We start from the raw sequence: 13268 nt of genomic DNA on the forward strand, positions 1-13268 counted from the left end.
CATCACACTTAAACGACTTAAGAGTTTCGTGCCAGGATCGAAGCGATGGACACCGTCGCCGAAAGCCACCTCACACACCTCCGCCGGCTCCGCGCCGCCAAGGACGTGATGGACCGCGACTGGGCCGACGAGACCCTGGACCTGGATGCGGTGGCGTCCCGCGCCGGCTACTCGCGCTCGCACTTCGTCCGCGTCTTCAAGACGGCCTACGGGCGGACCCCCGGCCAGTACCTCTCCCAGCGCCGCATCGAACGCGCGGCGGAGATGCTGCGCACCTGCGACCTGAGCATCACCGAGATCTGCCACCTGGTCGGCTTCGCCGGCCTCGGCACGTTCACGACGCGCTTCAAGCAGCACATGGGCCAGACCCCTGGCGAGTACCGCCGGTCGAAGATCGCCCGCGGCGCCGCACTCATCCCCGGCTGCTACGCCCTGCTGTGGGCAGGCGGCTTCCACCCCACCAAAGACAGCGGGACCAGCGACAGCGCGACCAGCGACAGCAAGACCAAAGACAGCAATTCTGAAGAAGCCGACTGACACTCCCGCTGCCTACGGTGGACCGGCCAGGACAAGCACACCGCGGGAGCCCCCATGATCAAAGGCGTCGGCATCACCACCATCTGGACGCTCGACCAAGAGCGTACGAAGACGTTCTTCACCGAGAAGCTCGGCATGGAGCTCCGCACCGACATGTCCATGGGCGACTCCCGCTGGATCACCGTCGGCGCCAAGGACCAGCCGGAGTTCGAGCTCGCGCTCATGCGCCCCGACGGCCACGGCGTCGACCCCGAGTCCGCCCGCGCCCTCACCGAACTGGTCACCAAGGGCATCCTCGGCGGCGGCGCCCTTCGCACCGACGACTGCCGCGGCGACTACGAGACGTTCAAGGCGCGCGGCGTCGAGTTCCTCCAGGAACCGAAGGAACGCCCGTACGGCATCGAGGCCGTCTTCCGCGACGACAACGGCAACTGGTACTCGCTGACCGAGCGCAACGAGGAACTCGACCTCACCAAGGAGTGGGCGTGAACACGCAGACACCCCCGACCCCCGCCCCCGACAACACCGCGGAGCGCTGCGCCCTGTGGCGGGCGATGCACGTCCAGGTCGACGAGGCGCCGCACGTACTGGAGGACGAGGTGGGCCTGCGTCTGCTCGCCCCCGCCCCCGACTGGCGCGAGCGCCCCGACATGGAGCCGACCGCGACCCGCGGCTTCCGGGCCGCGATGGTCTCGCGGGCCCGCTTCATCGAGGACCTCGTGGAGCGGGAGTCGGAGCGCGGCGTCGACCAGTACGTCATCCTCGGCGCGGGCCTGGACACGCTGGCCCAGCGCCGCCCGGAACTCGCCGCCCGCCTCGACATCTACGAGGTCGACCAGCCGGGCCCGCAGTCCTGGAAGCGCGCCCGCCTCGAAGCACTCGGCTACGGGGTCCCGCCCCGCCTGCACCTCGTCCCCGTCGACTTCGAGGCGCGGGAGTCCTGGTGGGACGGGCTCACGGCGGCCGGCTTCGATCCGCGCCGCCCGGCGCTCGTCGTCTCGACGGGGGTCGCCATGTACCTCACCCGCGAGGCCACGGCCGCCACCCTGGAGCAGATCGCGAAGCTGGCCCCGGGCTCGACCCTGGCGCTCTCCTTCATCCTCCCGGCGGATCTCCTCGACGAGGCGGACCGGTCGGGCATGGAGACCAGCAAGAAGGGCGCGAGCGCCTCCGGCACGCCCTTCCTCAGCTTCTACGTTCCCGAGGACATGCTCACCCTGGCCCGCAAGGCCGGCTTCGCGACCACCCGCCACGTACCGGGCACGGAGCTCGGGACCCGCTACTTCACAACCCGCAAGGACGCCCTGCGCCCGTCGAGCGGCGAGGACTTCTTGGTGGCCACTACCTGATTCGTAGCCAGTCCGCAGACAGTGGGAACTGTGACGTCGAACTACGAACTGGTCGTAGTTCGACGTCACAGTTGTTCCTCACAGCGCCTCGCTCACAGCGCCTTCAGCGCCGCCGCCGTCGCCACCGACAGCTTCTTCAGATGCCCCTTCGGCAGCTTCGGCGTGCGCACCACCAGCGTGCGCCAGTACAGCGGGCCCGAGATGAGGTCGAGCGCGAGCTCTTCGTCGAGGCCCGAGCTCAGCTCTCCGCGCTCCACCGCCGCTCGTACGATGCCGCTCGCCACCCCGTGCTGCCCCTCGCGCAGCGCCTTCTGAAGGGCCTCGGCGATCTCCGGGTTGCGGGCCGCCTCCGCCTGGAGGTCCGGGATGATCTGGCCGGCCACGGGGTGGCGCAGCGCGCGTGACGTGACCTCGTAGAGGAGGCGGAGGTCGGCCTCCAGGGAGCCCGTGTCCGGCGCGGGCAGGCCCTGCACGGCGATCGCCGAGACCAGGTCGAGGACCAGGTGGAGCTTGGACTTCCAGCGGCGGTAGACCGCCGTCTTGCCGACGCCCGCGCGGCGCGCGATGCCCTCGATGGACATGCGCGCGTAGCCGACCGAGGCCAGCTCCTCGAAGACGGCCGCGCGGATGGCTTCCGTCACGTCCTCGCGCAGGACGGCCGCGCCGGCGGGGGCCCGGCGGCGCGTCGGCTTGGGGGAGTCGGCGTTGGTCGTCATATGGCAAAGCATAGGCGCGCGACGACGAAACGGTTGCGTTCCGACGTCACCTCGCCCTACGCTCACGTCACGACGATACGGACCCGTCCCGACGTAAACGGCGGGTGAACACCAGCCGTCGCCCCACCCCCGACCGAAAGCAGCGGATGTGAGCCAGGTCCTGGACGCGCCTCCCCCGCAGGAGGCACCGCGGTCCACCCCCGAGGATCCGGCGGCCCTCGCCGCCCGGTACGGGCTGAGCGTCAGCGGCGCGCGGCCCTCGCTGTCCGCGTACGTACGCCAGCTGTGGCAGCGCAGGCACTTCATCTCGTCCTTCTCCACCGCCAAGCTCACCGCCCAGTACAGCCGGGCGAAGCTCGGGCAGGTCTGGCAGGTACTGACGCCGCTGCTGAACGCGGCGGTGTACTACTTCATCTTCGGCAAGCTCATGGGCACCAGCAGGGGTGTGCCGGACTTCATCCCGTTCCTGGTCACGGGCGTGTTCGTGTGGACGTTCACGCAGTCGTCGGTGATGGCGGGGACGCGGGCGATCTCCGGGAACCTCGGGCTCGTCCGGGCCCTGCACTTCCCGCGGGCCTCGCTGCCGGTCTCGTTCTGCCTTCAGCAGCTCCAGCAGTTGCTGTTCTCCATGTGCGCGCTCGTGGTCATCCTGCTGGCGACGGGCGTGCCGCCGGCGCCGTCCTGGCTGCTCGTGGTGCCCGCGCTCGCGCTTCAGTTCGTGTTCAACACCGGGCTCGCGCTGATCATGGCGCGGATGGGTTCGAAGACCCCGGACCTCGCGCAGCTGATGCCGTTCCTGCTGCGTACGTGGATGTACACGTCCGGCGTGATGTGGAGCCTGACCAAGCTGACGGACGGGCAGGACGTCCCGTCGTACGTACGGACGCTGCTCCAGCTCAATCCGGCCGCCGCCTACATCGACCTGATGCGCTTCGCGCTCATCGACAGCTTCACCGCGGATCAACTGCCGCCGCACATCTGGGCGTTGGCGGCCGGATGGGCGCTGCTCGTCGGGGTCGGCGGGTTCATCTACTTCTGGAAGGCCGAGGAGACGTACGGACGTGGCTGAGCACATCAACGACCAGCGGATTCCCACCGTCATCGCCGACGGCGTCGACATCGTCTACCGCGTCAACGGGACCGGCGCGGGCCGTGGCGCCGCGACCGCCGCCCTGAGCCGCATCCTCGGCGGCCGGAAGAAGGCCGAGAAGCGGGCCGGGGTGCGGAAGGTGCACGCCGTGAAGAACGTGTCCTTCACCGCCTACCGAGGCGAGGCCATCGGGCTCATCGGGACCAACGGGTCCGGTAAATCAACCCTGTTGAAGGCCGTCGCCGGGCTGCTGCCCACCGAGAACGGGCACATCTACACCGACGGGCAGCCCTCCCTGCTCGGCGTGAACGCGGCCCTCATGAACGACCTCACCGGCGAGCGCAACGTGCGGCTCGGCGGGCTCGCGATGGGCATGTCGCGCGAGCAGGTGCGGGACCGGTACGACGAGATCGTCGACTTCTCCGGGATCAACGAGAAGGGCGACTTCGTGACGTTGCCGATGCGGACCTATTCGTCCGGCATGGCGGCGCGGCTGCGGTTCTCCATCGCCGTCGCGAAGGAGCATGACGTGCTGCTCATCGATGAGGCGCTCGCCACCGGTGACCGTGCTTTCCAGAAGCGGTCCGAGCAGCGCATCAAGGAGCTGCGCAAGCGCGCGGGCACCGTCTTCCTCGTCAGCCACAGCAACAAGTCCATCCGCGACACCTGCGACCGGGTGCTGTGGCTGGAGCGCGGAGAGCTGCGGATGGACGGGCCGACCGAGGACGTCCTCAAGGAGTACGAGGCGTTCACCAACGCCGCCGCCGATGCCGGCAAGCCCAAGCCGAAGAAGGCCAAGGCGCCCGTCGCCGCCTGACCGCGCCCGACCAGCAAAACGGGGGCGCCCCGAGCCGGAAGTCCGGCTCGGGGCGCCCCCGTTCGCGTATCCGCTACGAGTGCGTACGCAGCAGCGTGCGCATCGTGCGCATGGCGACCGAGAGGTTCGCCAGGTCGAACGAGTCCGAGCCCTGGATCTCCTCCAGGGTCGAGCGCGCCCGGCCCAGGATCGCCGCGTTCTTCTCCTCCCACGCCTTGAACCGCTGCTCGGGCGTCGAGGTCCCGTTGCCCGCCGCCAGTACGTCGGCGGTGAGCGCGGCGTGCGCCGCGTACAGGTCCTCACGGATCGACGCGCGGGCCATCGACTGCCAGCGGTCGGAGCGCGGCAGCTCGATGATGCGGTCCATGAGCTGGGTGATGGAGAGCCGGTCGCCGAGGTCGTAGTAGACCTCGGCGACGGACAGCGCGTCCTTGCCCGTGCGGTCGGCGATCTGCACGATGTCGAGCGTCGGGAACGCGGACGAGAATCCGGCGACCCGCTCCGCGAGCTCCTCCGGCACGCCCGCGCCGGTCAGCTCGTCGACGATGCCCTGGTACCACTCGGCGTCGGCGCCGCGCAGCATCTTCGGCATGGCGGCCCAGACCTCGGTGACGCCCTCCTTGAAGAAGTCGATCGTCTCCGCCAACTGGAGCGGCTGCGGACGGTTGTTGAGGAGCCAGCGGGTGCCGCGCTCGACAAGCCGCCGCGAGTGCAGGCGGACCCGGGTCTGGACATCGGCGGCAACGACATTGTCGAGCGCCTCGACCGCGTCCCACACCTCGCTGAGGCCGAAGATCTCGCGCGCGGCGAGCTGCGCCCGCACGATCTCCTCCAGGGACGCGCCCGTCTCCTCACGGAGGCGGTGCAGGAACGTCGAACCGCCCGTGTTCACCGTGTCGTTGACGAGGACCGTCGTGATGATCTCGCGGCGCAGCGCGTGCCCGTCGATCGCCTCGCCGTACTTCTCGCGCAGCGGCTGCGGGAAGTAGGCGTGCAGCAGGCGGCGCAGGTAGGCGTCGTCCGGGAGCGAGGTCCGGATCAGCTCGTCGGCGGCCGTGATCTTCGTGTACGCGAAGAGGACGGCGAGCTCCGGCTGGCTCAACCCCCGCCCGGAGTTGAGGAGTTCACGGATCTGCCGGTCGTTGGGCAGGAACTCCAGGCCCCGGTCCAGGTGGCCCTGCTTGCCGAGGCGGCGCATGAACCGCTGGTGGGCGTGGAGCAGGGACGGCGCCTGGGCGCAGGAGTTGGCCAGCGCGATGTTCTGCGCGTAGTTGTTGCGCAGCACCAGGTGGCCGACCTCGTCCGTCATGGCGGCGAGCAGCTTGTTGCGCTGCTTGACCGTCATGTCGCCGTCGGAGACGAGCCCGTTGAGCAGGATCTTGATGTTCACCTCGACGTCCGAGGTGTTGACGCCGGCGCTGTTGTCGATGGCGTCGGTGTTCACCCGGCCGCCGCTGCGGGCGAACTCGATGCGGCCCAGCTGTGTCGCGCCGAGGTTGCCGCCCTCGCCGATGACCTTGGCGCGCACGTCCTGGCCGTCGACGCGGATCGGGTCGTTGGCCTTGTCGCCGACGTCCGCGTTGGACTCGACCGACGACTTGACGTACGTACCGATGCCGCCGTTCCACAGCAGGTCGACCGGCGCCTGGAGGATGGCCTTCATCAGCTCGGCCGGCGTCATCTTCGCCTGGCCGGACTCGATGCCGAGGGCCTCGCGGATGTGGGCGTTGAGCTGGATCGACTTGGCGGAGCGCGGGAAGATGCCGCCGCCCGCCGAGATCAGCTCCTTGTTGTAGTCCGCCCACGAGGAGCGCGGCAGCTCGAACATCCGGCGGCGCTCGGCGTAGCCGGTGGCCGCGTCCGGCCTCGGGTCGATGAAGATGTGCCGGTGGTCGAAGGCGGCGACCAGACGGATGTGCTCGGAGAGCAGCATGCCGTTGCCGAACACGTCACCGGACATGTCGCCGACGCCGACGACCGTGAAGTCCTCGGACTGCGTGTCGACGCCCAGCTCCCGGAAGTGCCGCTTGACGGACTCCCAGGCGCCGCGGGCGGTGATGCCCATGCCCTTGTGGTCGTAGCCGGCCGAGCCGCCCGAGGCGAAGGCGTCACCGAGCCAGAAGTTGTACGACTCGGCGACCTCGTTGGCGATGTCCGAGAACGACGCCGTGCCCTTGTCGGCCGCGACCACGAGGTACGTGTCGTCCTCGTCGTGCCGCACGACGTCGGCGGGCGGCACGACCTCGCCGCCGACCAGGTTGTCGGTGATGTCGAGCAGCGCCGAGATGAACGTCTTGTAGCTCGCGATGCCCTCGGCCATCCAGGCGTCGCGGTCCACCGACGGGTCGGGCAGCTGCTTGGCGACGAAGCCGCCCTTCGCGCCGACCGGCACGATGACGGTGTTCTTCACCATCTGCGCCTTCACCAGGCCGAGGATCTCCGTACGGAAGTCCTCACGCCGGTCCGACCAGCGCAGACCACCGCGCGCGACCTTGCCGAAGCGCAGGTGCACACCCTCGACACGCGGCGAGTACACCCAGATCTCGTACGCGGGCCGGGGCTGGGGCAGGTCGGGGATGGCCTTCGGGTCGAGCTTCATGGAGACGTACGTGTGCGGCTTGCCGCCCAGCGCCTCCTGGAAGAAGTTCGTGCGCAGCGTCGCCTTGATGACGGTGAGGAAGGACCGCAGGATCCGGTCCTCGTCGAGGGACGCGACCTGGTCGAGGGCGCCGTCGACCTCTTCGAGCAGCCCGTCGATCAGCTCGGTCCCGGCGCGCTGCCGGTCCGGCGACATCCGCGCCTCGAACAGCGACACCAGCAGGCGCGTGGTGTGCACGTTCGTCCGGAGCGTGTCCTCCATGTAGTCCTGCGAGAACGTGGAGCCCGCCTGGCGCAGATACTTGGCGTACGCGCGAAGCACCATCGCCTGACGCCAGTTCAGACCGGCGCCCAGGACGAGGGAGTTGAAGCCGTCGTTCTCGGCGAGGCCGGTCCAGGTGGCGGCGAAGGCCTCCTGAAAGCGCTCGCGGCCGTCGGCCCCGAGGTCGTCCCCGTTGCCGTTCGCCGGCTTCGGCATGCGCAGGCCGAAGTCGTAGATCCACGCGGTCTTGCGGTCGCTGCAACGCAGCTCGTACGGGCGCTCGTCGGTGACCTCGACGCCCAGGCGCTGGAGCACCGGCAGGACGGCGGAGAGCGAGACGGGCGCGCCGATCCGGTAGATCTTGAAGCGGCGCTCGCCGGGGGCCGCGCCCACCGGCTCGTACAGGGAGAGCTCGAAGTCCTTGTTCTCCTGCGTGAGCTGTTCGAGGTGGACCAGGTCGGCCACGGCGGCGCGCGGCGAGTGGTCGGCCTTGAAGCCCTCGGGGAACGCCTGGCCGTAGCGGCGCAGCAGTTCGGCGGCGCGCTCCTCGCCGCACTCGGCGTTCAGCGCCTCCCCGAAGCCGTCGGCCCAGGAGCGGGCGGCCTCGACGAGGCGGGCCTCGATGCGGTCCTTGTCGGCGTCGGAGAGCTCCGGAAGCTCGGTGCCCGGCGGGACGCGGACGACGAAGTGCAGCCGGGAGAGGATCGACTCGGTGTTCCAGGCGGTGAAGTCGACGCTGGTGCCGCCGAGCTCCTCCTTGAGGATGTCGATGATCCGCAGCCGGACGCCCGTGGTGTAGCGGTCGCGCGGCAGGTAGACGAGGGCCGAGTAGTAGCGGCCGTACTCGTCCTGGCGCAGGTAGAGCCGCAGCCGGCGGCGCTCCTGGAGGTACAGGACGGAGGTGACGATGGAGCGCAGCTCGTCGGCGGGCGTCTGGAAGAGCTCGTCGCGCGGGTACGTCTCCATGATCTGCATCAGGTCACGGCCGTCGTGGCTGTTGGGCGTGAAGCCCGCGCCCTTGAGGACCTCTTGGACCTTGCGGCGGATGACCGGGACGCGGCGCACGCTCTCGGTGTACGCGGCGGAGGAGAAGAGCCCCAGGAAGCGCCGCTCGCCGACGACATTGCCCTCGGCGTCGAACTTCTTCACGCCGACGTAGTCGAGGTAGCTCGGCCGGTGCACGGTGGCGCGGCTGTTGGCCTTGGTGAGGACAAGCAGGCGGTGCTCGCGGGCCTTGGCGCGGGCGTCGGCCGGGAGCCGGTTGAAGGACGGCGAGACCGGGTGGTGCTCGTCGCGCTCGTGGTGCGGGTCGGAGCGCAGGATGCCGAGTCCGGTGCCGGGCACGGCGGCCAGCGAGTCGTCGTCGGAGAGGTTGTACTCGCGGTACCCGAGGAACGTGAAGTGGTCGGCGGCCAGCCAGCGCAGCAGCTCGCGGGCCTCATCGACCTCCTGGTCGGGCAGGTCACCGGCGGTCGGCTCGCTCGGCAGCTCCTCGGCGATGCGCAGCGCCGAGTCCCGCATCTTCTCCCAGTCCTCGACGCACTCCCGTACGTCGGACAGGACGCGCAGCAGGTCGGCGGTGATCTGCTTGAGGTCGGAGCGGTCGGTCTCGCGGTCCGTCTCGACGTGGATCCACGACTCGGTGAGCACGTCGTGGCCCTCGGCGGACGAGCCGGCCGGCAGCACCTCGAGGAGCTTGCCGGTGACATCGCGCCGGACCGTGATCTGCGGGTGGATGACGACGTGGATGCCGCGCCCCTGCCGGGACAGCTCGTTCGTCACGGAGTCCACGAGGAACGGCATGTCGTCGGTGACGACCTCGACGACCGAGTGGCTGCACGTCCAGCCGTTCTCCTCGACGGTCGGCGTGTGCACCTTCACGTTGGCCGTGCCCTGCGGGCGGTTCTCCGCGAGGCGGTAGTGCGAGTGTGCGGCCCCGAAGACATCGACCGGATCACGGTCGCTCAGGTCCTCCGGTGCGGTGTGCAGGTAGTAGCGCTGGAGGAACGCGAGCACGCCGTCGGTGTTGGTGGTGGTCCCGGCGGCTTGCGTACCTTCGCCCGTCGCCCCAGTCGGTAGGTTCCCCCCTACCGGGCTGTTCTCAGCTACCCGTGCGGCCCTGGTGAGCAGCTCGGCTTTGGCTTCGTCCAGCTTGGTCTGCATTGTCCTCTGGCTCCTGTCGCGCGCCGTTGCGAGACGTAGATGTGGCGTAGATGAATCGCTCGGCACAACGTCCCGACGCGGGGTGTCCGGTCTGAGACGACGTTATGCCCGGATGAGAGATGGGAGGACGACAATGCGCCGTTTTCAACGAAGAGGCCATCCGCCCGAAATGATCTGCGTCTGAGCGCCGGGCACGACCGCTGTGGCAGGTCGTGATCTCCCGGCGCGGGCAGGGGGCGACGATGCCCCCGCGAGATATCGCGCTGATCACGGGACCAGGCTATCGCTCCCCGAGGGGGCATCGTCATGAGCCGCTTGTGTACAAATCAGGGGGGCGAACTTTGACAGTCTGCACAGAACGCCTGAAGCCCTTGCGTAGTACGGGCTCTTGCCAGCCGGGCGGGGCGGCGACACGTTGGGCGGACGACACGGCGGATCCCGGCGAGGGGAGTGTGTGACCAATGGCACCCAAAATCCTGATCGTCACCGGCGACGCGGCGGAATCGCTGGAAGTCCTCTACCCGTACCAACGGCTGCGGGAGGAGGGGTACGAGGTCGACATCGCGGCTCCGACCCGCAAGAAGCTGCGGTTCGTCGTCCACGACTTCGAGCCCGGCTTCGACACCTACACGGAGAAGCCCGGCTACACCTGGCCGGCCGACCTGGCCTTCTCCGAAGTCGATCCGGGCCAGTACGCCGCACTGGTGATTCCGGGCGGCCGAGCACCGGAATATCTGCGCGCCGACGCCGAGCTCCGCAAGATCATCAAATCCTTCTTCGACACCGACAGGCCCGTCGCGCAGATCTGCCACGGCCCGCTCCTGACGGCAGCGGTCGACGCCCTGCGGGGCCGACGCGTCACGGCGTACCCGGCCCTCGAGACGGACATGCAGGCGGCGGGCGCCACGTTCCAGGACGCGGAGGTGGTCGTCGACGGCACCTTGGTCTCCTCCCGCGCCTGGCCGGACCACTCGCAGTGGATGCGGGAGTTCCTGACGGTGCTGCGGGCGAAGGCGCCGGCGGGCAGCTAGGTAAGTGCGGTGGCTGCCCCGCCGACGAGGGCAGCCACCGAAACGCGCCGTACTCCGGACGCAGCGACGGGGGGCCGATGCCACGACAGCCGTGGGGAGTTGACCATTGCCGTCCGGCGCCCCGCCGCGCCGTTCCTCCAGAGCACGCGACACCTGTACAGCGTGCCGCGCCCCGACCCCCCTCGGCATCGGTATCGCCGTGGAGCCGTATACGCATCTGCGCACGCGGAGCCGGAATCCGTATACCTAGGCAAACTCAGCCCCTCCGGCGATTGAGGGGATCTCCGTACGTGACCCCACCCCCAACTTCGCCAAAATATGCTCCACATGCGCATCCGCCGTCCGCTTGGAGATCACCAACCGCTCGGCGATCTCCCGGTTGGACATCCCCTCCGCCACCAGCACCGCAACCTCCCGCTCCCGCCGGGTGAGCGCATCCACCCCGCCCCCACGCGCCGCCGGCACCTGCGCCACCGGCGGCGCGTCGGCCCCGGCCCGTACGGCATCGAGCACCTGCCGCCCCGAAAGCCGCGCCCCCACGCCCCACCACCGCCCGAACTCCTCCTCGCCCAGGGCCCGCAGTACGGCGCCACGCACGGACTCCTGCTCCTCGAAGAGTGACGGCAGCATCCCGACCGGGTCACCGCCCCCGAGCCGCCGCGCGTTCTCCGCGTACCCGAGCAGCCACGCCGCCCGCACCTGCCGCTTGTCGTACGCGGCGGACCAGGCGAGTCCGAGACAGCACAGCGCGGCGATCAGCACCTCGTCGATCTCCGCGGCGGCCTCCAGGCCCCGGCACAACGAGGCGACGGCCTCCACCCGCTCCCCGGCGAGCCAGAGGATGACGCCCTGCACCATGAGCGTGGACCCGAACAGCTGCCGCTCCCCCGTGCTCTCCAGGTGGGCGAGCCCCGTGCGGCACAGTGCGAGCGCGCCGTCCGTGTCCCCGAGCACGCCGAGCAGCAGCGCCGCTTCGTAGTGGATGACGCCGATGCCGAGGCCGTCCTCGCGCGCCAGGATCCGCTGCCGCGCGTCCTCCATGACGTCGAGCCCGTCCGGTTCCCCGCACAGCGCGTCGAGGCCGCCCAGATACGCGTCGCAGAACAGCTCGACCCGGTCGTTGCCCGAGCGGCGCGCGATGTCGACGGCCCGGTGGAAGAGTTCGAGCGCGCCCGGCAGATCCCCCTGCCACACCGAGAAGAGGGCGGTCATGAACCGCCCCCACGCCTGCTCCTGCCCCACCTCGTCGAGGAGCGCGAGCCCCTTCTCGATCCAGTACCGCCCCTCGGAGAGCTGGCCGACCGCCCGCCAGTACGGGCCGAGCTGCGCGGCGAACCACACGCCGGCGGCCACCGAGTCGGGACTCTGGTAGGCGTATTCGAGCGCGGCCCTGACATCGGCCCGCGCCGCGCGCAGCACCCGGTAGTGGCCGACCTGCTCGGTCGTCAGGAAGCCGTCCCAGTAACGCTGCCCGAGCTCCCGGTGGTACGCGGAGTGCCGCTGCCGCACGGCCGCCGACTGCCCCGCCTCCTCCAGCCACTCGGCGCCGTACTCGCGGATGGTGTCGAGCATCCGGTACCGGCTGCCGTTCTCCCCGATCCGCTGCACGACGGACTTGTCGACGAGCCCGATGAGCTGCTCGAGCACGTCGGGGCCCGCCAACTCGCCGCCCGCGCCCACGACTTCGGCGGCGGCCAGCCCGAAGGAGCCCGCGAAGACGGAGAGCCGCGCCCACAGCAGCCGCTCCTGCGGCGTGCACAGTTCGTGCGACCAGCCGATGGCCGTACGCAGCGTCTGGTGCCGGGTCAGCGAGGTGCGCCGGCCGCCCGTGAGCACCTCGAAGCGCTGCCCGAGCCGCTCCACCAGATGTTCGAGGGGCACCGCCCGCAGCCGCACCGCCGCCAGCTCGATGGCGAGCGGGATCCCGTCGAGTCGTCGGGCGAGCGCCGCGAGCTGCTCCCGGTTCGCCTCGTCCACGGCGAAGCCCGGCACCACGGCGGACGCCCGTTGCACGAACAGCTCCAGGGCGTCATCGGGGGCGAGCGGCGCGATGGCGCAGCAGCGCTCCCCCGGCACATCGAGCGGCTGCCTGCTGGTGGCGAGCACGCTGACGCCGGCCGCCTCCCGCAGCAGTACGTCGGTGAGCATGGCGCAGGCGTCGACGAGATGCTCGCACGTGTCGAGCACGATGAGCAGCCGCCGCCCCTGAAGGTGCGCGACGACGGCGTCGAGCGGCTCCATGCCCGCCTGTTCCGGCAGTTCGAGCACGGCGGCCAGGGTGACGGGGATCAGCTCGGGGTCGCGCAGCGCGCTCAGCTCGACGAGCCACACCCCGTCCGGGAACCGCTCGGCGAGCCCGGCCGCGGCCCGCATCGCCGTACGACTCTTGCCGACGCCGCCCGGTCCCACCAGGGTGACGAGGCGGGCGCGCTCGAACCCGGCCCGCACCTCGGCCAGTTCGTCCTTCCTGCCGACGAACGTGGTTACTTCTACGGGGAGTTGACCGCCCCGCCGCTGCCCGAACCCGAAACCCATGAACTCCGCCCCCGTCGTATCGCCGCGCCACTGGCCCACCACAGCGTACGCAGCCGACAGCGGAGCGTGAACTGGGTCGATGCAAAAGGCGGCGGATACGGGTGGGTTCACCGCTCCGGTTGACGGCCGGGGGTGCGGCTCGGGGCGCCGGGGGCGCGGTTCAGGGTCCC

General features: G+C 70.1%; 9 protein-coding genes. 6 read left to right on the forward strand and 3 right to left on the reverse strand.

Features of this window, described 5'->3' with window-relative positions; genetic code table 11:
- Positions 1-45 precede the first annotated feature (45 nt).
- Genes OHA73_RS18185 through OHA73_RS18195 form a run of 3 tightly spaced genes read left to right on the forward strand, consistent with a single transcriptional unit; the run spans position 46 to position 1886 of the window.
- The gene (locus OHA73_RS18185) at positions 46-537 is read left to right on the forward strand and encodes a helix-turn-helix transcriptional regulator (RefSeq protein ID WP_327655555.1); all 492 of its coding nucleotides are present in this window, start codon (positions 46-48) and stop codon (positions 535-537) included.
- Positions 538-591: 54 nt separating this feature from the next.
- Positions 592-1026: a VOC family protein gene (locus OHA73_RS18190; RefSeq protein WP_327655556.1), complete on the forward strand. Its 435-nt coding sequence runs from the start codon at positions 592-594 to the stop codon at positions 1024-1026.
- A complete protein-coding gene (locus OHA73_RS18195) occupies positions 1023-1886 on the forward strand; it encodes a class I SAM-dependent methyltransferase (protein WP_327655557.1) in 864 nt (287 codons plus the stop codon). The genes OHA73_RS18190 and OHA73_RS18195 overlap by 4 nt, the downstream gene beginning before the upstream one ends.
- Before the next feature lie 92 nt (positions 1887-1978).
- On the opposite strand, the gene OHA73_RS18200 is transcribed toward OHA73_RS18195, so the two are convergent.
- Complete coding sequence (locus OHA73_RS18200; RefSeq protein ID WP_266710904.1) at positions 1979-2602, reverse strand: TetR/AcrR family transcriptional regulator; 624 nt, start codon at positions 2600-2602, stop codon at positions 1979-1981.
- Positions 2603-2750: 148 nt separating this feature from the next.
- Between OHA73_RS18200 and OHA73_RS18205 the strand changes: the two genes are divergently transcribed.
- Positions 2751-3671 carry an ABC transporter permease gene (locus tag OHA73_RS18205; protein ID WP_267070246.1) on the forward strand — a complete coding sequence of 307 codons (921 nt, stop codon included), beginning with the start codon at positions 2751-2753 and terminating at the stop codon, positions 3669-3671.
- Entirely contained in the window at positions 3664-4509 is an 846-nt protein-coding gene (locus tag OHA73_RS18210; RefSeq protein WP_267070245.1) for an ABC transporter ATP-binding protein, read from the forward strand. The genes OHA73_RS18205 and OHA73_RS18210 overlap by 8 nt, the downstream gene beginning before the upstream one ends.
- 73 nt (positions 4510-4582) lie before the next feature.
- On the opposite strand, the gene OHA73_RS18215 is transcribed toward OHA73_RS18210, so the two are convergent.
- Entirely contained in the window at positions 4583-9532 is a 4950-nt protein-coding gene (locus OHA73_RS18215) for an NAD-glutamate dehydrogenase (protein ID WP_266710907.1), read from the reverse strand.
- 461 nt (positions 9533-9993) lie between these two features.
- Here OHA73_RS18215 and OHA73_RS18220 point away from each other — a divergent pair, with 461 nt between their 5' ends.
- The gene (locus OHA73_RS18220; RefSeq protein WP_266710908.1) at positions 9994-10563 is read left to right on the forward strand and encodes a DJ-1/PfpI family protein; all 570 of its coding nucleotides are present in this window, start codon (positions 9994-9996) and stop codon (positions 10561-10563) included.
- A gap of 246 nt (positions 10564-10809) precedes the next feature.
- Here the strand turns inward: OHA73_RS18220 and OHA73_RS18225 are convergent, their stop codons facing one another.
- Positions 10810-13098 carry an ATP-binding protein gene (locus OHA73_RS18225; RefSeq protein WP_267072880.1) on the reverse strand — a complete coding sequence of 763 codons (2289 nt, stop codon included), beginning with the start codon at positions 13096-13098 and terminating at the stop codon, positions 10810-10812.
- Between the last annotated feature and the right edge of the window lie 170 nt (positions 13099-13268).

This window comes from Streptomyces sp. NBC_00483 (assembly GCF_036013745.1).
In the GTDB taxonomy this organism is placed as follows: Bacteria; Actinomycetota; Actinomycetes; order Streptomycetales; family Streptomycetaceae; genus Streptomyces.